Annotated in this window: 22 protein-coding genes; 17 read left to right on the top strand and 5 right to left on the bottom strand. The window is 55.2% G+C overall.

Annotation, left to right across the window (positions count from 1 at the left end):
- The first annotated feature begins 5 nt into the window (after window positions 1–5).
- The gene (locus tag ACR0IP_RS08860; RefSeq protein WP_480525060.1) at window positions 6–1016 is read left to right on the top strand and encodes a cytochrome d ubiquinol oxidase subunit II; all 1011 of its coding nucleotides are present in this window, start codon (window positions 6–8) and stop codon (window positions 1014–1016) included.
- A gap of 292 nt (window positions 1017–1308) precedes the next feature.
- Here the strand turns inward: ACR0IP_RS08860 and ACR0IP_RS08855 are convergent, their stop codons facing one another.
- The 3 genes from ACR0IP_RS08855 to ACR0IP_RS08845 are packed head-to-tail and all read right to left on the bottom strand — an operon-like array spanning window position 1309 to window position 3710.
- Complete coding sequence (locus ACR0IP_RS08855; protein WP_480525058.1) at window positions 1309–2472, bottom strand: saccharopine dehydrogenase family protein; 1164 nt, start codon at window positions 2470–2472, stop codon at window positions 1309–1311.
- On the bottom strand, window positions 2469–3170 hold the full coding sequence (locus ACR0IP_RS08850) for a DUF4166 domain-containing protein (RefSeq protein ID WP_480525056.1): 702 nt from the start codon (window positions 3168–3170) through the stop codon (window positions 2469–2471). Before ACR0IP_RS08850 ends, ACR0IP_RS08855 begins: the two co-directional genes overlap by 4 nt.
- Window positions 3171–3212: 42 nt before the next feature.
- Window positions 3213–3710: a GbsR/MarR family transcriptional regulator gene (locus ACR0IP_RS08845; protein ID WP_480525154.1), complete on the bottom strand. Its 498-nt coding sequence runs from the start codon at window positions 3708–3710 to the stop codon at window positions 3213–3215.
- 612 nt (window positions 3711–4322) lie between these two features.
- On the opposite strand from ACR0IP_RS08845, the gene ACR0IP_RS08840 reads away from it, so the two are divergent.
- From ACR0IP_RS08840 to ACR0IP_RS08825, 4 genes are read left to right on the top strand one after another with little or no spacing between them, the layout of a single operon-like run.
- Window positions 4323–4664 carry a copper resistance CopC family protein gene (locus tag ACR0IP_RS08840; protein WP_480525054.1) on the top strand — a complete coding sequence of 114 codons (342 nt, stop codon included), beginning with the start codon at window positions 4323–4325 and terminating at the stop codon, window positions 4662–4664.
- Window positions 4665–4666: 2 nt separating this feature from the next.
- A complete protein-coding gene (locus ACR0IP_RS08835) occupies window positions 4667–5533 on the top strand; it encodes a copper resistance D family protein (protein WP_480525052.1) in 867 nt (288 codons plus the stop codon).
- A gap of 8 nt (window positions 5534–5541) precedes the next feature.
- The gene (locus ACR0IP_RS08830) at window positions 5542–6852 is read left to right on the top strand and encodes a multicopper oxidase family protein (RefSeq protein WP_480525050.1); all 1311 of its coding nucleotides are present in this window, start codon (window positions 5542–5544) and stop codon (window positions 6850–6852) included.
- On the top strand, window positions 6849–7280 hold the full coding sequence (locus tag ACR0IP_RS08825) for a cytochrome c (protein ID WP_170377010.1): 432 nt from the start codon (window positions 6849–6851) through the stop codon (window positions 7278–7280). Before ACR0IP_RS08830 ends, ACR0IP_RS08825 begins: the two co-directional genes overlap by 4 nt.
- 109 nt (window positions 7281–7389) lie before the next feature.
- Here ACR0IP_RS08825 and ACR0IP_RS08820 read toward each other — a convergent pair whose 3' ends face one another.
- Window positions 7390–8481 carry a LysR family transcriptional regulator gene (locus ACR0IP_RS08820; RefSeq protein ID WP_480525048.1) on the bottom strand — a complete coding sequence of 364 codons (1092 nt, stop codon included), beginning with the start codon at window positions 8479–8481 and terminating at the stop codon, window positions 7390–7392.
- Between the two features lie 68 nt (window positions 8482–8549).
- On the opposite strand from ACR0IP_RS08820, the gene cuyA reads away from it, so the two are divergent.
- The 9 genes from cuyA (at window position 8550) to ACR0IP_RS08775 (ending at window position 17924) form a co-directional block, all read left to right on the top strand.
- Window positions 8550–9563 carry a D-cysteate sulfo-lyase gene (gene cuyA / locus ACR0IP_RS08815; RefSeq protein ID WP_480525153.1) on the top strand — a complete coding sequence of 338 codons (1014 nt, stop codon included), beginning with the start codon at window positions 8550–8552 and terminating at the stop codon, window positions 9561–9563.
- A gap of 31 nt (window positions 9564–9594) precedes the next feature.
- A complete protein-coding gene (locus ACR0IP_RS08810) occupies window positions 9595–10554 on the top strand; it encodes an ABC transporter substrate-binding protein (protein ID WP_480525046.1) in 960 nt (319 codons plus the stop codon).
- 69 nt (window positions 10555–10623) lie between these two features.
- Window positions 10624–11679, top strand: coding sequence for a betaine/proline/choline family ABC transporter ATP-binding protein (locus tag ACR0IP_RS08805; protein WP_170472413.1), 1056 nt, complete (start codon window positions 10624–10626; stop codon window positions 11677–11679).
- Window positions 11676–13220 (top strand): ABC transporter permease subunit, encoded by a 1545-nt coding sequence (locus ACR0IP_RS08800; protein ID WP_170377015.1) that lies wholly within the window; start codon window positions 11676–11678, stop codon window positions 13218–13220. The genes ACR0IP_RS08805 and ACR0IP_RS08800 overlap by 4 nt, the downstream gene beginning before the upstream one ends.
- The gene (locus ACR0IP_RS08795; RefSeq protein WP_480525043.1) at window positions 13217–13939 is read left to right on the top strand and encodes an alpha/beta fold hydrolase; all 723 of its coding nucleotides are present in this window, start codon (window positions 13217–13219) and stop codon (window positions 13937–13939) included. The genes ACR0IP_RS08800 and ACR0IP_RS08795 overlap by 4 nt, the downstream gene beginning before the upstream one ends.
- A 699-nt stretch (window positions 13940–14638) precedes the next feature.
- Complete coding sequence (locus ACR0IP_RS08790) at window positions 14639–14941, top strand: SH3 domain-containing protein (protein WP_480525041.1); 303 nt, start codon at window positions 14639–14641, stop codon at window positions 14939–14941.
- Window positions 14942–15199: 258 nt separating this feature from the next.
- On the top strand, window positions 15200–15436 hold the full coding sequence (locus ACR0IP_RS08785; RefSeq protein ID WP_170377021.1) for a hypothetical protein: 237 nt from the start codon (window positions 15200–15202) through the stop codon (window positions 15434–15436).
- Window positions 15437–15472: 36 nt separating this feature from the next.
- The gene (locus ACR0IP_RS08780) at window positions 15473–15784 is read left to right on the top strand and encodes a hypothetical protein (RefSeq protein WP_480525039.1); all 312 of its coding nucleotides are present in this window, start codon (window positions 15473–15475) and stop codon (window positions 15782–15784) included.
- Between the two features lie 226 nt (window positions 15785–16010).
- Window positions 16011–17924, top strand: a complete 1914-nt coding sequence (locus tag ACR0IP_RS08775) for an adenylate/guanylate cyclase domain-containing protein (RefSeq protein ID WP_480525037.1) — start codon at window positions 16011–16013, stop codon at window positions 17922–17924.
- Between the two features lie 39 nt (window positions 17925–17963).
- Here ACR0IP_RS08775 and ACR0IP_RS08770 read toward each other — a convergent pair whose 3' ends face one another.
- Window positions 17964–19598, bottom strand: a complete 1635-nt coding sequence (locus ACR0IP_RS08770) for a winged helix-turn-helix domain-containing tetratricopeptide repeat protein (protein WP_480525036.1) — start codon at window positions 19596–19598, stop codon at window positions 17964–17966.
- Window positions 19599–19765: 167 nt separating this feature from the next.
- On the opposite strand from ACR0IP_RS08770, the gene ACR0IP_RS08765 reads away from it, so the two are divergent.
- From ACR0IP_RS08765 to ACR0IP_RS08755, 3 genes are all read left to right on the top strand, one after another.
- The gene (locus ACR0IP_RS08765; protein ID WP_170377030.1) at window positions 19766–20182 is read left to right on the top strand and encodes a hypothetical protein; all 417 of its coding nucleotides are present in this window, start codon (window positions 19766–19768) and stop codon (window positions 20180–20182) included.
- A gap of 340 nt (window positions 20183–20522) precedes the next feature.
- Window positions 20523–22253, top strand: a complete 1731-nt coding sequence (locus ACR0IP_RS08760; RefSeq protein WP_170377032.1) for an ATP-binding protein — start codon at window positions 20523–20525, stop codon at window positions 22251–22253.
- Window positions 22250–23590: a sigma-54-dependent transcriptional regulator gene (locus ACR0IP_RS08755; protein ID WP_480525035.1), complete on the top strand. Its 1341-nt coding sequence runs from the start codon at window positions 22250–22252 to the stop codon at window positions 23588–23590. Before ACR0IP_RS08760 ends, ACR0IP_RS08755 begins: the two co-directional genes overlap by 4 nt.
- Window positions 23591–23600 lie beyond the last annotated feature (10 nt).

Below are 23600 nucleotides of genomic sequence, written 5' to 3'. Positions count from 1 at the left end.
CAACCATGACTTATTTTGGTGATCCGACACAGTGGCTGCCCCTGACCTTTGCGGCGCTTATGGGGCTCTCAATCCTTGTCTACGTGGTTTTGGACGGCTATGATCTGGGCGTTGGGATCCTGTTCCCCTTTGCCGACGAGGCCGAAAAGGACCGAATGGTTGCCTCGATCGGGCCATTCTGGGACGCAAACGAGACGTGGTTGGTTCTTGCCATCGGCATCCTTCTGGTGGCCTTCCCGACCGCACATGGTGTTATCCTGACTTCGCATTATTTGCCGGTGGCGATCATGCTGATGGGCCTGATACTGCGCGGTGTCGCGTTCGAGTTCCGGGTCAAAGCCCCGGCGCACCACAAACGCAGCTGGAACATGGCGTTCTTTGCGGGCTCGACGATGACCGCGTTGGCGCAGGGCTTCATGCTGGGCAAATACATCATGGGGCTGGACAGCACGTTCGGCACCTGGATCTTCGCCGCCATCACCGCCGTGTTTCTGGCCGTCGGCTATTCCTTCATCGGGGCCTGCTGGGTCATTCTCAAAACCGACGGGGTTCTGCAGAAAAAGGCCGTCGATTGGGCCAAAGGCGGTATCTGGGGGCTGATCATCGGCATCGGCGCGGTGTCACTGGCGACCCCTTGGGTCAGCCCGCGCATCTTTGACAAATGGTTCACCTTCCCCGAGTTCTTCCTGCTGCTGCCTCTTCCACTCATGTCGGGCATTCTGATCGCTTTGCTATGGTATGCCTTGCGTCACTTTCCCACCCGCAACGACAGTTGGGCCTGGTTCCCCTTCGCGGCGTCTATCGTTCTGTTCACACTGGCATTTTTCGGGATGGCGTACAGCTTCTATCCATATGTGGTGCCCGAGCAACTGACGATTTACGAAGCCGCAAGCGCTCCGGAAAGCCTGTTCATCATTCTGATAGGGACGGTCTTTGTTCTGCCGGTGATCGCCGGATACACGGTGATGGCTTACACGATCTTTCGGGGCAAGGCGACTGAGTTGCGATACGACTGAGCCGCGACAATCTTTGAATGACCTGTGGACCTGGAAAACGGGTTTTTTCGCAAAGTCTGGAGCGGCCGAAATCATCCATTTCTTAGACCCGAACCTCAAGAAACTCGAGCAACTGGTTGTGTTATGATCCAAAACTCTTGGAAATACGACAACAGGCCAATCTCAAAACCATTTAAAAACAAATATTAAGCTGAAATCTGTCGTGGCTGTTCAGACTTCGAGCTCCAGCTGCAACTCATCTCGCAACCCGCGGAAAATATATTCTTGGCACTCTCAGCCGTTCGGCGCGGGGTTATCGTTGGGCGGTACTTTGGCACATCTGATTTCTAAGGGTACGATTTATGGTTCCGACCGTCTCTTCAGTGTCTCTCGGATCTAGGTGTTCGAACACCCCGGTGCGAAGCTGCAAATCTTCCATCGCGTGTTCAACCACGGGCCGTGGAACCTCGTTCAGGCACGGACGCGCACCGGTCTTGATGTTTGGCAACTCTCGTAGGATCGTGCGGCACATGATCCCGGGCACAAACGGACCGTGACCTTCTTCGGCGATCAGCCTCCACTTGCGGATTACGCCTCGTCCGTTGCATTTGCCAGAAACACTCACCTCCATGCCGCCACAGTCGCTCCCGAAGGGGTAGAGCGCTTGCGAAAGCATGTAGAGTGAAAAATAGGCCCATTCTGGTAATTCGAGCCACGCGTGTTGCCTGAGCTGCGCCATAAGACGGAGAGCCCCGTTCATCACCGGCAGTTCAAGGCCAGCGCGGAAGGTTACGGTCCGAGCGCCAGTCAGGTCTGGAAGAAGCGCTATGTCGGGAACGTTGACGCTGTATCCAGCGCGGATCATACCCGGCTCCAGTTCATACAGTTTGCGATCCGTCCATCCGATGGCCGTCCGCCAGGCACCATCACGCCATTGTTGATATGGACGCCCGACGCCGCTCACGATGCTCTTGATAACGGACATGCCACGCGGTGCCCGGTTGCCGGGTAGGATTGCAATGTCGATCGTGTCAACGTCTTCTAGACCTTTGATCAGGTCTGCGACGATACACGAGGACAGGCCGGGCACGCTGGACGCGCCCGACAATACGAAAACACCCGCCTTTTTGGCATTGGTGTTCAAGGTTGCGATGCCTTGTGTGAAGGTCGCACTATCCGACAGGTCAAGATAGTGGCAGCGATTGGCGATGCAAAGCCTTGGGATCGCATAAGGGTCGTTGCGGTAGTGCTGGAACGGTCCTGCAGCATCAATAACCACGTCCGGTTTCTGTTCAAAAAGCGCCTCGGGTGCTGCGCTGACATCTAGTTTTAAGGTCTGCGCATTCAGGTCCTGAGCCAGAGCGCGGCCCTTTTCGGGATGCCGTCCAACCAACCAGAGCTTGTGTCCGTCCCGCGCTAGCAAGCGGGCAGTTAGAGATCCGAAGACGCCGTACCCCCCTATGATCACGACCTTCATGACCTGATGCTCCGAATTATTTCCGCATCGCGGAAGGTGGCGTCCTGCCAGATCAACGCGCCAAACAACGGATGTGTCAGTTCCAGGGTGAATCGGAAATATCCACCACTAAGCTCTTCGTGGCCGACTACCAGACGCCCTGGGCATACCCATCGCGGAAAAGACAGCCGTCTTTGTCCCAGTTTCAGAAAATACCGGTCACTGACGAAGTAGAGGCCGGTCTGTGTGCTTTTGAGTCTGAGCGAGATGCCGATCCCAAAGCCGATATATTCCTCCAACCCGGTTGGTCCGGCAAAGCGTTTGGAACTGCCAACCATTTGCGGAAACCCTTTGGCCCGGCCATATTGCCGAACCCAAAATTGACCGTCCGTTGCCGCATCTTCTGTAACTGTCACCACGGCGGAGCGACCGACCGAGGTGCGATCGAAAGGCAACGGTGCACCGATAACTCGCAGGACAATGGCGAAAGCGCGTCCAATGAAGTTCATCTGCATGTGGGTTACGCGCCCCTGATAGGCAAGGCTGGCATCACCCAGCAGCCGTTTGCTGAATCTGCGTCGGATTGCTTTGGGTAAACGGGCCCATGCCGTAGCCCCCAGTAGGTTTTTGAACCGGTCGTCCTGGTCGCAGGCTTTATTGAATTGCGGTTGAATTGGTGCTGTTCCAAGCGCGGTCGAGGTTTCCTGCATTTCGAGCATTCTGTTGTTTCCGACATAAGAGAAATTGAGGGTTAAAATTTTTTAGCGGCTCTTTTTGCCTCCGGTAAGGCTGAGCAGGGAAACAACCTTGGTTCCCATTTTCATCAACATCATCAGCTTCGGACGGGGCACTGTCAGCATGTCGCGGAACCATGTGTCGGCCGTTGTTAGGAACTCTTGCATATCCTGCATCCGCTGCAGCGTGATTGGGTCCAACCCGCTTTCGGTTTCAGCTTGGGCAACGCATGCGCGCAGAGCCTGCGTTGCGGGATCAATCTCGCGCTCTTTGCGTCCCTGAGCGATACGGACCCCCATCTCCCAAACATCTACCTCGGCCTCGTAATGTTCGCGCCGATCACCCGGTACAGGTACGCGACGGATGAGCCGCCAGCTCACCAATTCCTTTAGTGAATTGGACACATTGGATCGGGCAATGCCCAAAGACTCAGCAATCTGTTCCGCATTGAGGGGTCGGGAGCTGAGGTATAAAAGCGCGTGTATTTGTGCCACGGAACGATTGACACCCCACTGGTTCCCCATGTCGCCCCAATACAGGATGAACTGGCTTGCAGCATTTGATTTCGTTATGTCGATAGTTTCTGTCATGACAGAAATATCAGGCATAAAGCACTGAAAATCAAGAGCACGATTGGAATTTCAAACAATAAAGCTAAGTGGAATGGGAGCTGAAGCGTCAAATATGAGATAAAATACTGGCTGAAAACGGTTTTTCATGAGCGCTTTGATTTGGGCCGTCCGCTTGATCTCAACAATAACTTTGCATGCGCCCAGATCAGTGCATTGCCCTTTTCGGCTTTACATCAAGTCGCGCGTAACAAGAAAGCGTAGTAAGACGCTAAGTTGGGGGGGTCGGAAAGAGGGTTTTTTAGAATAAGGCGAGAACAGAAACGCTGCCACCTGTTCTCCGATTGGTGAACTTACGCGTATTCAAAATTTTCGAGTGCAGGTAGTGCTCGCAAATTTGGGCGTACTCGCAGCATTTGTTTTCACTTGAAGTGTTTGATTTAGGCCGCGAGCAACGGCTTAGCGACACGCCTCTGGTGAAGGCCTGACCCTTGCTGAAGTGACTCTGGTCATCGACAACATCCGCAGAATACAGTGTGCCAATCGAATAAACTGAGGAACCTACCAATGAAAATGCTCCCCATATTTGCATTGATTTCCACGCTTGCCACAAGCGCTTTTGCCCATTCGAAAGTGGACACCACCACACCCGAAGACGGCACGACAGTTACTGAGGTGCCCTCTGAGATCAGCTTTAATTTCACGGATGATATTCGCCTGACAAAGGTTAACATGATCCATCAGGATGCGCATGCCGTCACGCTCGACTTGGGAGACCAGACAAGTTTTGGCCGCGCGTTCGCGCTCCCGCTTCAAGGTATGGGTGAAGGCATCTATCGAATTGAATGGCGGGGCTTGGGTGTGGACGGGCATGCCATGCAGGGTGAATTCACATTTACAGTGGACTGAGTATGCCCGATATCTGGGGAATAGGCGCAATACTGTCCAAACTGATACTCTATGTCGGTATTGGCGGTTCGACTGGGCTTTTGATCACTCAGATTGCTTTCACCGACCTTTTGTCGCCTCTCAGCGATAGGGTGCGTCTGCAGGTTGTGCTGTTGGTGGCGCTTGCGCTTGTTGCCTCTGTCCTAGGGTTCATGCTGCTTGGCGCTGCCCTGACGGGTGGGGCCGATGGGATGATCGATCCTGAAATGCTCGGTCTGTTGTGGCAGACATCGGTTGGCGACGTTCTCGTCTATCGGATCACTGGAGCCATACTAATCCTCGCCGGAGTGTTTATTCCCTTTGTTGGGCAATGGATCGCCCTCGCGGGTGGATTGCTTGCTTTGTGGTCCTTTGCTCAGGTTGGGCATATTCCTGAATTGGAACCAATAGGTGTTCGCTTGCTCTTGCTCTTGCACCTTTTAGGGGTCGCGTTTTGGATCGGCATCCTCGTACCGTTGCGCACCCTTTCGCTACGGCAAGAATATCTGAGCGACGCAGCCAAGTTGGGCCATCGATTTGGCCAGGCGGCTTCGATTGTTGTCCCTGCTATGATTTTGGCAGGGCTAATAATGGCTTGGATGTTGTTGGGCGATGTGAGGGCGCTGACGACTACCGGGTACGGTCAAACCCTTCTGATCAAAATTGCATTTGTAGGAGTGGTCCTGACGTTGGCGGCCGTAAATAAACTCCGCTTCGTTCCAGCCATGCAAGCAGGGGACGATAAGGCGGCGCGTCATCTAGCGCGCTCGATTGAAATCGAAACTACGGTCATACTGATGGTGCTTGTCGCCACCGCGACGCTCACCAGCGTTCTGACCCTACCGAATTGAGGCATTCTATGAAAAGGCGAGACTTCCTGTTCACAACATGCGCTGCGGCACTGGCACCGCGCATCGCTCTTGCATCAGCGCCCTTTGAACTGGTCGCACAGCCGGTCAATGCGCAAATTCTGCCCGAAGGTGATCCGGCAACTCCGATGCTTGGCTTTAATGGCAGTACGCCCGGTCCGGTGCTTCGCGCCCGTCAGGGTGATACATTTGATATTCGGTTCCTGAATCAGATTGGTGAAGGTTCTGCCGTCCATTGGCACGGGCTGCGCATCGACAATTCGATGGATGGCGTGCCGGGGATGACCCAAGACGTTGTCGAGAAGGGTGCTGAGTTCGAATACAGCTTTCGAGCACCCGATGCTGGCACGTTCTGGTATCACTCCCACAACCGATCCTGGGAACAGGTCGCCAGAGGTCTCTACGGGCCGCTGATCGTTGAGGAGCTAACCCCACCCGATGTGGATCACGATCTTATTGTTATGATTGACGACTGGCGCATCACCGAAGACGGAGCGCTTGTCGACGGCTTTGAGAACAGGCACGACCAGGCGCATCAAGGGCGGTTGGGGAACTATGCCCGCGCGCTTGTCGAACCGAGTACGCCGGTCCGGCTCGGTGATCGCGTGCGCTTGCGGTTGATCAATGTCGCAACAGACCGGATATTTCCAATTGAGCTTGAAGGCATCGACGGCAAAATCGTTGCGTTCGACGGCATGCCACTGCCGGACCCGCAAGAGGTTTCAAACCTCATTCTCTCACCGGCTCAACGCTTAGATATCATTGCTGACGTAACATCAGCTGATCACATCGCCTTTGTTTTCCCAACGCGCGACGATCCTTACCTGTTGGGTGAAATTCCGGTCGAAGGGGTAAACACCACGCGGCAACCGTCCGCGATTCCCACGCTGCCACCAAACGAGCGGAAGCAGCCGGATCTGGACAATGCGTTGGACCTGTCGCTCACCATGCAAGGCGGGGCGATGAGCCGTCCCGCAAGCACGCAAACTGACATTTGGGCATTCAACGGACAATCTGGCCTATCGGATACGCCGCTCCACAAGTTTGAACGTGGCCAAACGGCGCGCATAAGTCTGGTGAACGACACCCGTTTCCCGCATGGCATCCATCTGCACGGGCATCATTTCTTTGAAGTCGGGGCGGACAGCAGCTTAGGCGCTTTCCGGGATACGGCGCTGATCAATCCTGGTGAGACCCGCGAAATCGTTTGCGTGTTCGACAATCCCGGTAAATGGCTGTTGCACTGTCACATGCTAGGGCATCAGGCGGCTGGCATGAAAACATGGGTGGAAGTCGTATGAAACGCTTGCTGGTACTGGCTCTATGTGGCGTTGCGAGCGAAGCAATTGCCAGCCACGAAATGGAAGACCGAGATTTGACTAATGGGCGTGTTCTTTACGGCGAACACTGCGCGTCCTGCCATGGCATCAATCTGGAAGGACAGCCAAATTGGCAGACTCCTGATGACAATGGTGTTCTGCCTGCACCACCGCATGACGAGACAGGGCACACTTGGCACCATGATAACCAGCTTCTCTTTGAGTACACACGACTTGGTGGCGAAGCAGCGTTAGCCGTGCGCGGGGTCACTGGCTTTGAAAGCGGCATGCCGGGATTTAGTGATGAACTCACCAACACTGAGATTTGGGATATTCTGGCTTATATCAGGTCAACTTGGCCCGATCGCGTTCAGGAAATGCAAGCGAGTCGCAATCCGCCGCACAATTGAGGAAGACGGTCTTCTGTGCGCTGCCAGGGAGTAGGGCCGTCCACATCCAAGACTGGTCCGTTTGCTGCCAAGACGCCAAAGGGTTACGGCTTCATTTCGAAGGGTTCCGTCACTCAAAATTCGGTTCCAACGGATTGTCTTGACCTCTGGCCAGAGCGGGCATTTTGTCCACTCTAGACTTTGAAGACGGCTTGTTCGTCCAGAAATCAAGCAACGTTTTCGCTATCTCGGTCTGGTTGTGGGCATAGACCACCACGTCGAGCTTTTCCTGACCCAATTGGTTGCGTAGGGAGATCAGCTCGCCGCTTTCAATTTCCTTGTGCACCATGCTGAACGGCAGCCAACCAATACCGAGACCGTTCAGGATCATTTCCTTTGCCCCACTTGAAAAAGCCGTCTGGCAAACGGGGTTTTTGCTGAAATCGGCGGTTCCGAACGGAAGTTTGCTCTTGTTCAATGCCTCACCAAAGTAGCTGTTTTCGGGATAGACGATGGCCGGCGTATCCAAAGGCACGTCACCGTTTCCGCGCACTGCGTACCGCAATCCGCCACCGATGACTGGAATGAGGTAGTCGTGACCCCAAGTGCCGCGACGAATGCCTGCTCCGAAGGGCATTGGAGCGACGGTTTGCGCCTCATAGCATAGCAGCATGTTGGTATCGCCGCGCAGGAACAGAGTGACACAATCGTTCAGATTGGCCGTTCTAAGACGAAACCGGAGCCCCTTGAACGTTGTACGTGCACGCAATGCCATATCAGGGAAGGTGGAGACGACCGATGCGTGTGTTGCGGCGATCGTCACAATCGAAACGGTGGGGCCATGTTGCGCAATTTTTGTGCGCAGGTCATTTAATCTGGCGATCAAAGAGCGGATTTCGGCTTCGTTCGAGGCCAGTGCCAGACTGATCTCGACCCGGTTCGATTTGCGATCGAGAACTTCAATCCCCAACCACTCCTCAAAACTGCGAATACGCCTTGAGAACGCGGGTTGCGTGATGTTTCTGCGGGCCGCGGCCCGTGTCATGTTCCGCTCTTCCAGAAGGGCCAGAACATCGTCAAACCACAGCATATTCATCCGCATCTCCGTTATACCCAAAGAAAATGTATGGGCAGCCTGCGAAATATGCACTGTTTTTATTCTTTTTCTTTTGAAACTGTTTGGCTGTGGGCAAAAGCAGGGAGAGTGTGGTGGCTGAGACAATTCAGATGACCGGCAGTGACACGATGGTCGCGCCGGAGATGGTTTTGAGCTTGTGCAAGGAGCTATCGCTGACGCTGGCGAAATTTCCCCGGGTATCGCTTGGTCATCTTCCTACGCCTTTGGAGCCGATGGATCGCCTGAGCGAGGTTTTGGGCGGTCCGCGTTTATGGGTCAAACGGGATGATTGCACCGGCCTCTCGTCGGGTGGGAACAAGACCCGTAAGCTAGAATTTCTGATGGCTGACGCAGTCCAGAAAGGTGCAGATACCATCATCACGCAGGGGGCGACGCAATCTAATCACGCGCGCCAAACAGCGGCGGCGGCCGCAAAACTTGGCCTTGCGTGCCATATCCTGCTTGAGGATCGTACGGGTTCCAATGATCCGAACTATATTCTGAATGGAAATGTCCTGTTGGATCGTTTGCATGGCGCCAGCGTCGCCAAGCGTCCCGGTGGTGCGGACATGAATGCCGAGATGGAAGCCTGCGCCGCGCAGATGAAGACAGAAGGCAAAACCCCTTACATCATTCCCGGCGGTGGATCGAACCCGATCGGGGCTTTGGGCTACGTGAATTGCGCGCGCGAGTTATGCGAACAGGCCGCCCATGCCGGCTTAAAAATCGACGCGCTGGTCCATGCGACCGGCAGCTCGGGCACACAAGCCGGATTGGTCGCCGGTCTTGCAGCACTTGAAAGTGACATTCACCTTTTGGGCATCGGCGTGCGGGCCCCACAAGACAAACAGGAAGGCATGGTACATGATCTGGCCGTGCGTACTGTCGACTATATGGAGACGGACACGCCCATTGCGCGAGAAAATGTGCGCGCAAACTGCGACTACGTCGGTGCAGGATATGGTCTTCCCACCAAAGGGATGATTGACGCGCTCAAGCTGTTGGCCCGTACCGAAGGGCTTTTGTTCGACCCGGTCTATTCGGGCAAAGGGTTGGATGGTCTCATCGACCAAACCCGCAAAGGCTATTTCGATGGGATGGACAATGTCGTCTTTCTGCACACCGGCGGAAGCGCAGCACTGTTTGGCTATCCCGAAACCTTTGAACTTCCTGGCTACGTGGCCTGAAATCTACAACAAACCAACAAGGAGATATCAAATGAAACTAAAAAAATACTTGATCAGCGCGGCTTTGGTTTCAGCTCTCGGCGCGCCACTCGCCGCTGAAGAGGTTAAGATCGGCGTTCCCACTTGGACAGGCGCACAGGCTATTGCCCATGTCTTGGGTGAGATCGTGACCACCCGCATTGGCGGCACGGTGGAGTATGTGCCCGGTAACAACGCCACGATTTTTCAAGCGATGGATCAGGGTAAGGGTGATATCGATGTGCACCCTGATGTATGGCTGCCTAATCAGGAAGCATTCACCAAGCAATATGTTGATGGGGCTGGCACCGTAACGTTGTCATCGAACCCCTATCAGGGCAATCAGGGTTTCTGCGTCTCCAAAGACTTTGCAGCAGAGATGAATATCACCGACATCGCGGACCTTGGACGCCCTGATGTGGCGGCCGCGATGGACAGCGATGGCAATGGCAAGGGTGAGATGTGGATCGGCGCACCCGGCTGGGCTTCGGCCAATGTGAACGAGGTGAAAGTCCGCGATTATGGCCTGTTGGACTTTATTGATCCAATCCGTGCCGAGGAAGCTGTGAAGACAGCGCGCATCAAGGACAGTATCGCCAAAAAAGAAGGATATGCCTTTTACTGCTATGAGCCGCATGCCGTCTGGTACATGTTTGACGTGGTGATGCTGACCGAACCGACTTATGACCCTGGAAAATACGTGATGGTGCAGCCCTCCGACGACCCTGACTGGTACAACAAGTCCATGGTGGCCAGTAAGGACGCTCTGAAGGAAGTTCAGATCGCCTGGTCCAACTCGCTTGGGGATCGCTCACCGGCGATTGCGGAATTCTTCGCGAACTTCTCCCTAACCGCCGATGACGTGAGCTCGCTGGCCTTCGAGATCAGTGCCAATGGGCGCGATGCTGAGGAAGTTGCGGCCGAGTGGGTTAACGCCAATTCCGAGCGCGTAGATGCGATGCTGGGTCTCTGAGCCAGACCAATAGACAACGGGCAGCACCTAGCGGTGCCGCCCCACTTAAAGGCACGCACGGGTGGGCGGATGAGCGACGAGACTGTAATCGAAATTTCCAATATCTGGAAAATCTTCGGGGCAAAACCAGAGGCCGCTCTGGAAGCCATTCGTGCGCGGGGGCTGACCAAGGCTGAAGTCCTTGCTGAATTCAACGCGGTGGTGGGCGTGGCCGATGTCAGCCTCAACGTCAATCGCGGTGAGATCTTTTGTATCATGGGCCTATCAGGGAGCGGCAAATCCACACTCGTGCGCCATTTCAATCGCCTGCTCGAACCGACGGCGGGCAAGATCGAGATCGAGGGCACGGACGTCATGGCGCTCGGCACAAAGGAGCTTCAGGCTTTCCGCAACCGGAAAATCGGCATGGTGTTCCAGAATTTTGCTCTGATGCCCCACCGTTCGGTCCTCGACAACGTGGCAATGCCGCTGGAAATCCGCCAGGTCGCCAAAAACGAGCGTATGCGGCAGGCGGCCGCCATTCTCGACATTGTCGAACTGGGGGCGTGGGGGTCGAAATTCGCTCACGAACTCTCTGGTGGTATGCAGCAGCGTGTGGGGCTTGCCCGTGCGCTCGCGGCCAATCCTGATGTTCTATTGATGGATGAGCCATTCTCCGCACTTGATCCCCTGATCCGGCGGCAGTTGCAGGATGAGTTCATCCGGCTGTCCAAAATCCTTAAGAAGACCACGATCTTCATCACCCACGACCTTGATGAGGCCGTTCGCATTGGAGACCGGATTGCGATCATGCGTGACGGCAAGATGGTGCAGATCGGCTCGGCTGAGGACATTGTCATGCATCCCGCTGATGACTACGTCGCTGATTTCGTAGCCGGGATATCGCGCTTGAAGGTGGTGCATGCTCATGCGGCGATGCAGCCCTTGGACAGCTATCTCGCTACGCACGGCCCACTGCCTGCTGACATTGATCGGGTGGACCACAATGAGACGCTTTCAGCTTTGATTACGCGAGCCATCGACGACGAACGGCCGGTTCTGGTTTCCGAAGGCGGCGAGGACAAAGGTGTCATCACTCGCGCAGATTTATTGCGCACCGTGATTGAAGGGACGGAAATGTCATGAGCGAAGATCTTGGTGTGAACCCCCTTGAAGACACAGAAAGCGAAGCCGCGCAGGCCTATGCCGAGGAACGCCGCGAGAATATCCGAACCTTTGTGCGCACAAGCCCCGATTACTACATCCGCAACTTCGACAAGATCGGGGCGTCCGCGCGCTTTACGGCAACCTTCAATGTGATGGCCGGGCTCTTTGGTCCGATCTGGTTCGGTGCACGCGGACTTTGGTCCTGGGCATTGGCCTTTCTTGTAGTCGAGGCGATCGGCTTTGTGCAGATCGCGCGGGGCTTATTCGGAGATCTGGGAGCAGACGCGCTGGCCCGTGTGACCTCGATCGAAGGTACGCTCGATTTGCGCTACCAGCAGCTTGCGGCCGCCCAAGAGAGCGGCTCGGATCGAGCCGCAGCCATCCAGCGCCAGATCGAAGGGTTGGAGGCCAATATTGAGGGCTTCCGCGCCGAGGCAGAGTTGCTCGCCGCGCAAGGGCCGTCGATTGCGCTCACCGGTGTTGCCATCTTGCTTGTGGCCAAGCTCATACAGGCTGTGGCCGCCAACTGGGCGCTGGAGGCACGGTTTTCTGACTGGCTATCGGACCGCACCATTCGCTCTGGCATGCCGGTCAGTCAGATTGTCTTCAGCGCGGGTTTCATGATCCTGTTAGTCGCGACCGCAATGATCCACTACAGCTTCCCGGGCCGTTTTTCATTTCTTAGCGAATTTCCGACAGATAACTCAATTCGCCTGGCCAGTATTGACAGCGTAGAGGCATTTATCGCCTGGTGCGTCGCCAACAGTGTGGCGTTCTTTGACGGTCTCACCGCAGCTATTCGCTGGTTGCTGGATGCCATGGAGGTGGCGTTGGTTCAGACTCCTTGGATCGTGGTGGCCGCGCTGATCGTTCTGTTGACCTGGCTCACGGCTGGCTTGCGTATGGCTATTTGGTCAGGTGCCTTTCTGGCCTATATGGGCCTTCTCGGCTTTTGGGAAAAAGCTATGACGACGTTAGCGCTTCTCGGCACTGCGGCGCTGCTTTCCATCGTGATTGGCATTCCTTTGGGCATGTTCTCTGCGCGTCGACCGCGCTTCTACGCGGTCATCCAACCGATCATGGATTTCATGCAGACCATGCCTGCTTTTGTCTTCATGGTGCCTGTGATTGCCTTTTTCGGGGTTGGTAAACCAGCGGCAGTCATTGTCACTATGATCTTCGGTGGGACACCCGTGGTACGCCTTACCGTTTTGGGCCTGCGTGGTGTGCCTGAAAGCGTACGTGAAGCCGCGATCAGTTTTGGCGCCAACAAGTGGTACCTTCTCACCAAGGTCGATCTTCCGCTCGCCAGCCCCTCCATTCGCGCAGGCATCAACCAGACAATCATGCTGTCGCTGGCCATGGTCGTCGTGGCCTCACTTATTGGTGCGAAAGGGCTGGGCGAAGACGTCCTCGAGGCGCTGCAATACGCCAATGTGGGCCAGGGTATCCTCGCAGGCTTTGCCATTCTATTCTGCGCGATGATCCTTGACCGGATCGTTCAAGGTCAGCGAAAGTGACCCCCCTTGTCCTTGTTCATGGCTTCATGGGGGGCAGCGCACAATGGGATGGATGTCGCGATACACTGCAGCAGCATGCTGATGTGATTGCCGTCGACCTGCCCGGGTTCGGAGCAAATGCCCATCTGCCGCCAATCGACAGCATTGGCGGATATGCGGATTGGGTCGTCCGGCATCTCCGCGGCCTTGGAGTGGAGGAGTATCATCTGCTGGGTCACTCCATGGGCGGCATGATCGCTCAGGAAATTGCGCTTCGCGACAGCGAGAGTGTCGAACTCTTGATACTCTACGCAACTGGAGGAATCGGCGTCTTACCAGGACGGTTTGAGACCATCGAAGACAGCAAAAGGCGCGCAGCCGAAGATGGTCCCACCGCCACCGCACGTCGTATTGCTGCGACTTGGTTTCTGGATCGCGAAGCTGCACCAGGATATGAACACTGTGCCACTATTGCCGCTCAAACAACGCTGCCGGCCCTGGAGACCGGCTTAGACGCGATGAAAATCTGGTCAGGGGAACAGAACCTGTCCCAAATCCAACAGGAAACTCTCGTCCTTTGGGGAGATCATGACCGAACATATCCATGGAGCCAAACTAATATGCTCTGGGAGGCGATCCCCAATACATCGCTTGCGGTCGTACCGGCCTGCGCCCACGCGCTCCATGCGGAGAAATCCGAGCTGTTTCAACACCTTGTATCCGACTTTTTGGATAGCTGAGGTGTGCAACCGACTCTTTCAATGGCAAGGGTCCAGCCGAAGGCAACTATGTTTGCGCAATTTGAAACCGAGCTGCCCTCAGATTTGCTCATGCGGCGAATGATGGCGAAGCGCCTGTGAAAATGGCTCGGCCAAAGTTAGTCAGAGCCGATCATCCGTTTGTCTTACATTCACCTCTCGACCGAGGCGCGAGTACCTTCAGAAATCGCAAATCGGACGGGTATCTAGATCCTGCTTAACAATGCTGACACCCGCGCTTTGGTATGGCAAAAGGCCTACAAAACCTTCTGCCATAGGATGTTTGCTTGGCACCCGGGAAAACCATTAATAACTAAAGAGAAGGGATCAAACAGAAGGCAATCGAAGTCAGGCGCCTTCTTCACCACAAGTCCAGTGCAAAATTAATCCGACCAGATGAACCAAATCCTCTCTTAGATCAAAGAGCCATATGTCCCAAAATCACTTAGGACGGACAGAACGGACGAATACAACCCAAATAGGTCCTGGAAGAGTGAAGCAGAAGACTGGGGGCCAGAGGAGCACCGGCAAACCTACCAGACCTTTTGGCAACACGATCTGTCAACTAGCCTTAACGGACTCTGAATGTTGTTCAAATTGCCAGAGTTGTTGCTGGGAGTTGTTCCGCTTGTCGATCGGGCTCGCTAAGATAGGGTCTGAGGAAACAGGCAGGAAAAACCAATGCGCGGCACAATCTTCATCACCCTGGTGGCATTTGTTCTCGGGATACTCGTGACAATTGGCTCTGCTACGGCGGCCTCTCTAGGGCGATACGAGGTTTATGGTGTCGAAGACGGTGACATGTTGAAGATGAGGGCTGGGCCGGGGACGGGCTATATAGTAATCGTTGGCCTTCCAAATGGAACCGCCGTGCGGGTTCACAGTTGTGAGCAAACCGGAAGCACCCGTTGGTGTCGTGTGTCGCTAGATCGCGTGCGTCAGCTCAAGGGATATGTCTCTTGGGCCTATTTGCGAAAGATATAATGTGACCAATCCAAAGGACGAAGTTTGTTCGCAGCTTCGACAGAAAAATATCTTCGCTGTGGGGCTAGTCGGTGACTATGTTTTTTAGTCGATTTAACCATCACATTCGCTGGATCAGTCGCGGCCCTGCCGAAATTACGTGCTTTTGACGGGTAGAGGAGTCGGCCGCTCGTAAGCCTGTCTCTCTGATCGGATCTGACCTACGACGTTCCGCTGCTGACCTTGCCGGCGATCCGGCATATGCGGACCGGGGCGTACATGCCGCAAATGGAGTTGATGGCGGTTGCCACACGGCATAGCGTTTCGATTGGCGAGCAGTTCGACAGAGCCTATGACATGCACCGGTTCTGGACGGATGCACGGGCATTAGACGGCGTCGAAGGATACGCTATCGCGTTTGAAGTCGGCCAAAGGCTGAAAATCAATGCCTACGCCTATGTCATACGTCACAAAGCGCTTGCCGGATCGGCGCATGAAAAGAACCTGTTGGCCTGACTCGCCAAAAGTGCGCTGGACGAGAGCTTACCGCTGTTGGCACCGGACGCCGCCGCGCAGGTTCAATCCTACCATGACGATGTGATGAGGGCGGTCGATGTGCACGCTGGCGCGATTGATGTCTTCTTGTCGGAGCATTGGGATTTCGCTCGGAAAGAGTTCGCACTGAAGGCCAAGGCAGCGCTTGATCCGCGGTTGAAATCGGTCAATCTCCTGGCGCTGGACGGGATGCCGCCCAGTAGAAGCTTGCTGGAAACCTTCGAACGGGCATCAAGTTCTGAGAACAAGGCTCAGGCGATCCGGCCTCTGTTTGTGACGCAGTGGCCGCCGACCAATACGTCTGAATAAGGGTGGCGAGGGGGATGTGTACTACCCGCGTCAGCAATGCTGGGACCATGTGGAACGGAACACGGGGTCGGAAAGTTGAATTTGGCTGCGGGTGCAAAGAGTAGGAGCCGTCGCGGTGAAGCGGACATCCAGTCTGTGCCGTCGCAGCAAAGGTAGTTTGACTACAACAAGGGCATGCACTGTCGAGATTTGGTGACATCCGTTAGACTGCTAGCAGGAGGGTCCCATGCAGCGCAGACTCGCCGCGATCATGGCTGCCGATGTCGTAGGGTATTCGTCGTTGATGGGCAGCGACGAGGCAGGGGTATTGTCCGCTCTCAAAACTCTGCGTGCAGAGGTTTTTGATCCCGCAATTGCAAGACATCACGGGCGCCTTGTGAAGGTGATGGGGGATGGTGCTCTTGTCGAGTTTGCTTCGGTTGTCGATGCCGTAAACTGTGGCGTCGAGATCCAGAAGGTAATGGCTGAGGCTGCTCCGGCCCTCGACAACGGGTCGCGGTTGCAACTTCGGATCGGGATAAACCTTGGTGATGTCATGATCGCTGATGGGGACCTCTATGGTGACGGGGTGAATGTTGCCTCCCGCATTGAAAGTTTGGCGGACCAGGGCGGCGTCGCGGTTTCCGAGAGTGTCGCACAGCAGGCAATGGGTAAGGTGGATGCCGAATTTGACGATCTCGGTCTGAAAAACCTGAAGAACATTGCTGAACCGGTTCGGGTTTTCCGCGTCATGTCCGGCAGAGCGCCCACATCTAAACGGCGATCGAACAAGCTTCCATTGATAACCGGTGCATCGGTGCTGGTTGGTCTTGGGGCTGTCGGCCTAATAACGTGGTGGATCGGCATTGATCACGAGCCGCTTGATGCCATGCCCTTTGATGAAGCTACTCTGTTGTTAGAGCCAACAGGTCCGACCATTGCGGTTCTGCCGTTTCAAAACCTTAGCAATACGGACGCCCGCGATCTATTGGCTGTTGGCATTGGCGAAGACATCATCGTTGAGCTAGGGAGTTACCAGGACCTCAACGTACTGTCCCGTCAATCCACCCATTCCGTTGGGCCGGACGAAAGTGACCCGCGCAGTATCCGGCAGAAGTTCGGCGCTGACTATGTGCTGGAAGGTTCTGTCCGCCAGGTTGCAGATCGGCTGCGCTTGACGGCGCGACTGATAGACACAAGCTCGGGGCTCCAGGTCTGGTCGGACGCATATGACGAAAGCCTCACGACTTCAAATATTCTAGACGTTCAACTTAGCATTACCGAAAAAGTAGCCTCGGCTGTGGGTGACGCGGGTGGGGCGATCAAGCGCATTCACGCTGGTCATGCGCGTGCGAAACCTCCGGAACACCTCTCGTCGTATGAATGTTCGCTGCTGCGCGTTGGTTTTCTGAACCGGCGAGATATGCAAGAGCGCGTCCGCGGCTGTATCCTGCGGGTCGTCGAAGACGAACCCGAGTATTGGCGCGGGTGGGCGCAATTGGCCGAGGCACTGCTGACCGATGTGAAGCTATTTACCGGGCTGTATCCAGGGACACAGGATGAGAAAATCCAACGCGCGGAAGAGGCGGCTCGGAACGCGGTGTCGCTGAACCCGTATTCTGCGCGCTCTCACTTCCTTCTGTCGCTTGTGCTTCAGATTCAGCGCGATCTTGACGGTTTCTTCTCGTCTGCTGAAACGGCGCTGGCATTGGGGACAGATCGGTATCTGCAAGGGCAAATTGGTTATGAATTCATATGGTCCGGGCGTCTGGATTTGGGCGCTGCTCTTGTTGAGAATGCAATCGCGCTTGACCCCAATGCTGCAGACCCGAACTGGTATCAGTCACTGGCCGAGTATCATTTCCTGAATGGAGATTATGAAACAGCGCTGAGCACCTATCGCAAGGGGGCACAGCCGGACATTTGGTGGTCGGTCTCAATCGAAGTCGCAATTCTGGCTGAACTGGGTCCGCGCGACGTCGCCATTGCCGCACGGGACAGGCTGAACAAAATCCGTCCGGGGATAAAAATTGCTGACATCGTCTGGATGTACCGGCGCTTTGCGCGCCCGGATGAGCACATCCTGCCATTCGTTGAAGCCTACAGAGCTGTGGACATGCCCGAGGGACAGTTTGCCCCGCTTCAGGAGAGTGCAGGCTGAACGACACTGCGCGGTAAGGCTAAGGGTTGCGCTGAATTCTTATTCGGGCACGCCCGCCTTTTGCAAACTTGCCAACCAGATCCGCCGGTTTTCTGGATGGTTCTTCGATCCTGCGAATTGCCTGCGCATCGCTGAGATTGACAGTTTGGGGTTAATCTCAAGCGCATCGTTGACAGCCTCTTGGGCATCGTCTTGCCTGCCAATCTCGGCAAGAGTGGCCGCGCTCAACAGGTGATGAAACAGTCGCCAAGTATTACTTGTTGCCACCGCGCCTAACTGCCGGGCTGCGTCCAGCGCTTCTTCGTAGCGTTCCAGGTGAAACAGGATATGACCCTGGTAGAAGTACATGTTTTGCAACATCGGATCGCGTGGACTTAGCCGGATTGCCATCTCTATCTCGGGCAGGGCAAGGTCCTGCATACGGAACCAGTCATAAGTGTGCGCCAATTCCAGCCGGATACGCGCGTCATTGGGATTGAGCGCGACAGCGCGTTCGAGATTTGCGATGGCTGGATCGGCCTCTCCGGTAAATCGGTAAATATAACCAAGAGCCGCATGTGCCTGCGCGTCCTGATCGTCCAGTTCAATTGCCCGTTTCGCCGCCTCAGTCGCGGCAATCAACGTGTCTTGAGGGTTATCTGACCATTGAAAGAAGAATATCGTTCCCAGCGCGCGGGCCAACAGGCTGTGTGCTGCCGCGAATTCCGGATCGGCTGCGATGGCGGACTGCGCAAACGTCACCGCGTCCTGCTGGGCCACTTGCGAAAACACGGCCTGCCGCGCCCGACCGCGTAAATACAGGTCCCATGCACCCATGTCCTCGGTCGGTTTTTCCTGCGATCGTTCTTCGCCGGACTGATATATCTCAGGCAACAACTGACCCGCGATGGCTCGACTGATCTCGTCCTGAACGTCAAAGACATCCGTTACTTGACGATCAAAAACCTCGGCCCAGATGGTTTCGGCGCTGTCGACATCAATGAGTTCTCCGCTGATGCGCATCTGACCATCGGCGCGGCGGACGCTGCCGCGGACAACATAGCCAACCCCCAGGTCGCGTGCGATTTCGATCGGGGTTGCCTGATCCTTCGCGTAAGAGAACATCGTCGCGCTGGACACAACGAAGAGTTCCCGGTTCCGCGACAGATGCGCGATCAGGTCGTCGGTGAGACCATCGACGAAATACTGTCCCGTTCTTTCGTCCCCGATATTGTCAAACTGCACAACGGCCAAAGAGGGTTTCCCGGTGTCCGGCAATCGCTGCCGGTCGGCAAATATGGAGAGCGACAGCAAAGCGATTGCCAAAGCCAACAGAACGCCCGCAACAAGAACGCCGCGTTTGGGAGCTTGAGTAATGCGCTCAGGCGGCTCATCCGATGTAACCGGGGCCACAAATTGGAACCCACGCTTTGGAAAGGTCTTGATGTAGTCTGAGCTTGCCGCAGTATCGCCCAAGGCTTTGCGCACGGATCGAATGCGTGTGTTCAACGCGGCATCCGTGATCGCTGCGCCGCCCCAAATCTCATCAATGATCTCTTGCTTGCCAACAATCCTGTCTCGGTTCCTGACAAGAAATTCCAGCAATTGCAGGGCCTGAGGTTCCAAAGCAACCGGTTCGCCACTGCGGTTCAATCCCTGTGTCGGATCAAGTTGGAACTCTAAGAAACGGTACATACTGAAACCTACACTCCGCCATGTCCTTGGCTCAACGAAGTTTGCGGATTGTCAGATGAATGTCAGAAAAAATCAGCTTCCGATCAAGCACGGCGCGTTCTCCGGGCGTAGCGTTTTTCGGGGGTTCGCGCTCCGTAGCATCCCCTAAAGCAACTAGGAGAAATGATATGGCACAACTAAAAACATTTTGCATGACGGCCGCGTTCGCTCTGGCGGGCAGCACTGCATTCGCTGAAACGGATCTTGAGGCGGCATTGAATAGCGGCGCCGAACGCCTCAACGCCGATCAGATCGCAGAGCTATTGATCGGAAACACTGTCACAGCCACATCCGGAGAGAAGAGATTTCGCTTTTTCTATGACCCGAACAATGTCGTGAGCGGAGAGCTTACGAACGGTGGCTGGAGCGGTGCTGGCGCATTTGCCATCACCGATACAGATAAGGTTTGCGTTTCCATGGTTGCCGACAATGGGCGCTATCGCTGTATGACAGTGCTGCGTTTAGGGGACTCGGTCCAGAAGTTCAGCGCGGACGGACAGCGAACTTTCGAGCTGCACAGCTTTGTACCGTCTACCGGCCTCTGAGTATTGGTTTCAAAATGGTTCTGACCCTGGACCTGCCAATTTTCTGATTGAGGAAAAATGGCAGCCGCAAGTATCATGGGCCTATTCTCCAAGCACAATGAATGCCCGCATTCAACGGATATGGTTTATCATAGTTCAAACACCTCAAGCGTCAGCTTTGGGCCTAAATCTGCTTGCGGAGTGCAAATATTTGTTTCGGCAGGTTTGCCCATTGCTTCGCGTCCTCAAACCATTCGGTTACTCTTGCTGGGCCTGAACATCCAAATGTCGGATTAGAACTCTTGGGATGGACGGCCCAATCCTACTGTGATCCTATGCCGTCGCAGTTCATGGGCATTCAATGCGGTCAACTTCGTACATCGTAGGAATCTTGGTAGCCATTGTAGCCAGCATTGGTCTTTATTTGGTTTCCTACCAGTATTTCGTTTCGGAGGAGCTTTCGAAAGCTCAGGGCCGACTCTCTCTCTACCAAAGTTCGGTGAACAGCGAACTCGAACGATTTTCCCACCTCACATATGTGCTGTCACAGGATTCCTATGTAATTGGAACCGCCGAAGGCGATGGCACCGGAACATTAAACCGACGCCTTGAGGATTTTGCCGAACAGGCAGGTCTGGATGCGATCTACTTGATGGACGAAGACGGGATCACGATTTCCGCATCGAACTACCGCGAAATAGGGAGCTTTGTTGGCCAGAACTACGCTTTCCGCCCGTATTTCCAAAGCGCCATTTCTGGTGAACAGGGCCGCTTCTACGCCATCGGGGCGACGACCGGTCTGCCAGGATACTTCATCGCCAATGCAGTGCTTAACGACCGAGGAGCTTCAACTGGTGTCATAGCGATTAAGATCGATTTCTCTGATCTCCAGAACAGTTGGAAAAACTCGGGTGAACAAGTTTTCTTGGCCAATGAAGACGGCGTCGTTCTGCTGTCTTCGAACGCGGATTGGCAATATCGCGCGTTGACGCCATTGTCGGAACCACAGCGAGAGCGAATTCGAGATGCCAGGCAGTTTCCGGGGCGAGACTTAGATGCGTTGGATTGGGTTGAGTTGCCGGGAGACCAGGCCAGAATTGCGGGGACGAAGCGCCTGCATCTTGCAGCTAAGGATCTACCTCATGGCTGGTCGCTTCACTATTTTGCGAGTGACGATCAGGCCGTAGCGCGCAGTTGGCTTGTAACTGCAATTTTTGTCCTCTTGGCGGGGCTTACATTTATCTTTTTCCAGATACAACGCGCGAGACGCGTAAGCGCGGCCTTGGCGCGGTCCGAAGAAGAAGAAGCAAAACTGCGCGAGGCGAATGAAAGGCTTGCAATCGAAATCGACGACCGCAAGACAGCCGAGAGGAGCCTCAAACGAACCCAGAGCGAGTTGGAGCGCGCAAGCCGATTGGCGGCTCTCGGGCAACTCTCCGCGTCTGTCACGCATGAGCTGGGCCAGCCCATCGCTGCGATGCGCAATCACTTGGTGGCAGCAGAGATCTCATCTTCCGGTGAGACCAAGCTACCGCAAAAAATCGGAAGTTTGGTCGACAGGATGGAAGGGATCACACGCCAATTGCGGTTTTTTGCACGGTCTGAGAGTGAGACGTTCGACGACGTGGACTTATGCACTTCGGTTAATACCGCCTTGGCTCTGGTTGCGCTAAACATCGAGCAGGGCGGGGTGAAAATCTCAGTTGATGCGCCGACTAGTCCGGTCTTCATCCGGGGTAGTGCCCTGCGGATCGAACAGGTCATCACCAATCTGTTGCGCAATGCCATAGACGCTACGGATGGTGCGGATGCGCCTGAAATCCAAATCGCTGTCACGGCTTCTGATGGTGTGGCAGTGTTGGAAATTCAGGACAACGGTCACGGATTGGGCGAGGCAACGCTGGCTGAGTTGCAAGAGCCATTTGTAACCACAAAAGAGAGCGGGCGAGGCATGGGCTTAGGACTGGCGATTTCCACCAGCATTGTCAAAGATCACGATGGCACAATGACGGCCCGAAACCGCGATGGCGGAGGAACAATTTTCCGCGTCACCTTCCCGATGGCCTCAGATACTGAAGAAACGGACGAATGACCCAACAGCAAGCCTTCAAAGTTCTGGTCGTTGATGATGACAAATCGATGCGACAATCTCTTGTCGAGTTGCTTGAAGCTGCTGACTGGACTGTTAACGCCCTATCGCGCGCGACCCAGGTGACGGAGTCTCTAGTCAGCGCGTCGCCCGATGTCATTCTGTCCGACGTGCGTATGCCCGGCATGACGGGGCTTGAATTGCTGGCCAGTCTAGACAAGCATGTGGCGCCTCCGGTGGTGTTGATTTCGGCACATGGTGACATCCCAATGGCGGTTCAGGCCATACAGGAAGGCGCGTACGGGTTTATCGAAAAGCCATATGAACCTAGGCGATTGTTGACGGTGTTGAGGCACGCGGCTGAACAAAACCGCATGCGGAAAAGCAATGCCCGCCTTAAAGACAGACTATTCAAACTGTCAGGCCTTGACCGTATCCTTCTGGGCCAAACAGACGTCATTACTGACTTGCGACAAGACGTACTTGATCTTGCCGATACATCGGTTGCGGTTTTGTTGCAGGGGGATACCGGCACCGGGAAAGAGCTGGTTGCCCATGCTTTGCATGATTTGGGCCGCTCGCCGGAGGCACCGTTTCTGGCGCTGAATTGCGCCGCCTTGTCGGCCGATACGTTTGAAGCGGAAATGTTCGGCGTCGCGGGTGAATCCGACGGAAGGCTGGTGGCGGCATCGGGCGGGACCTTGTTTCTGGATGAAATCTGCTCGTGCCCACCAGCGGCGCAGGCCAAGCTACTAAGGGTCATCGAAGATCAGCAGGTCCTGCCGGTGGGGGCTGTGTCGCCGGTGCCGGTACGTTTCAGGGTCGTGTCAGCAACCAACGAAGACGTTGTACTGGCCGCCGAGGAAGGCCGCCTGCGTCAGGACCTATTGTTTCGACTAAATACTGTCGTCCTGACTTTACCTCCGCTACGGCAAAGACGGGATGATCTGGTTCTGCTGGCGACGCATTTCTTGAGCGAATACGCGCAGGTTTATGAGGTTGACGCGCCAGAGCTTGACCAGGACGATTTGGCCGCTCTGCTTGCGCATGACTGGCCCGGTAATGTGCGTGAATTGCGCCATGTCTGCGAACGGCGTATTTTGGCGGCCCGACGCGGAGGAGGGTCGATGGCGCAGGCTATACACAGCGATCAACACTTTGACGAAGTACCGGATACGCTGCGCGAAGCTGTCGCTGCTTTTGAGCGCGAGCTCATCGGCAAAGCCATCAAGACGCATAAAGGCCGCATGGATGTCGCCGCCGAAGCGCTAGGGATTGGCCGCCGGACACTCAATGAAAAGATCGTCAAACTCGGTCTCGATAAAGAGGCGCTGTTGTAAGCGAAACCAC

The organism is Ruegeria sp. AL11 (assembly GCF_056540865.1).
The sequence above is the reverse complement of the archived record's forward strand: the minus strand, read 5'-3'. Positions and strand labels throughout refer to the sequence as shown.

Bases quoted from the DNA above. Each gene is read 5' to 3' on its own strand.
- ACR0IP_RS08805 (WP_170472413.1), top strand. From the start codon at position 10,624: ATGAGCGACGAGACTGTAATCGAAATTTCCAATATCTGGAAAATCTTC.
- ACR0IP_RS08835 (WP_480525052.1), top strand. From the start codon at position 4,667: ATGCCCGATATCTGGGGAATAGGCGCAATACTGTCCAAACTGATACTC.
- ACR0IP_RS08840 (WP_480525054.1), top strand. From the start codon at position 4,323: ATGAAAATGCTCCCCATATTTGCATTGATTTCCACGCTTGCCACAAGC.
- ACR0IP_RS08825 (WP_170377010.1), top strand. From the start codon at position 6,849: ATGAAACGCTTGCTGGTACTGGCTCTATGTGGCGTTGCGAGCGAAGCA.
- ACR0IP_RS08800 (WP_170377015.1), top strand. From the start codon at position 11,676: ATGAGCGAAGATCTTGGTGTGAACCCCCTTGAAGACACAGAAAGCGAA.
- ACR0IP_RS08760 (WP_170377032.1), top strand. From the start codon at position 20,523: ATGCGGTCAACTTCGTACATCGTAGGAATCTTGGTAGCCATTGTAGCC.
- ACR0IP_RS08770 (WP_480525036.1), bottom strand. From the start codon at position 19,598: ATGTACCGTTTCTTAGAGTTCCAACTTGATCCGACACAGGGATTGAAC.
- ACR0IP_RS08860 (WP_480525060.1), top strand. From the start codon at position 6: ATGACTTATTTTGGTGATCCGACACAGTGGCTGCCCCTGACCTTTGCG.
- ACR0IP_RS08785 (WP_170377021.1), top strand. From the start codon at position 15,200: ATGCCGCAAATGGAGTTGATGGCGGTTGCCACACGGCATAGCGTTTCG.
- ACR0IP_RS08790 (WP_480525041.1), top strand. From the start codon at position 14,639: ATGCGCGGCACAATCTTCATCACCCTGGTGGCATTTGTTCTCGGGATA.
- ACR0IP_RS08850 (WP_480525056.1), bottom strand. From the start codon at position 3,170: ATGCTCGAAATGCAGGAAACCTCGACCGCGCTTGGAACAGCACCAATT.
- ACR0IP_RS08765 (WP_170377030.1), top strand. From the start codon at position 19,766: ATGGCACAACTAAAAACATTTTGCATGACGGCCGCGTTCGCTCTGGCG.
- ACR0IP_RS08845 (WP_480525154.1), bottom strand. From the start codon at position 3,710: ATGGGGAACCAGTGGGGTGTCAATCGTTCCGTGGCACAAATACACGCG.
- ACR0IP_RS08830 (WP_480525050.1), top strand. From the start codon at position 5,542: ATGAAAAGGCGAGACTTCCTGTTCACAACATGCGCTGCGGCACTGGCA.
- ACR0IP_RS08755 (WP_480525035.1), top strand. From the start codon at position 22,250: ATGACCCAACAGCAAGCCTTCAAAGTTCTGGTCGTTGATGATGACAAA.
- ACR0IP_RS08810 (WP_480525046.1), top strand. From the start codon at position 9,595: ATGAAACTAAAAAAATACTTGATCAGCGCGGCTTTGGTTTCAGCTCTC.
- ACR0IP_RS08855 (WP_480525058.1), bottom strand. From the start codon at position 2,472: ATGAAGGTCGTGATCATAGGGGGGTACGGCGTCTTCGGATCTCTAACT.
- ACR0IP_RS08775 (WP_480525037.1), top strand. From the start codon at position 16,011: ATGCAGCGCAGACTCGCCGCGATCATGGCTGCCGATGTCGTAGGGTAT.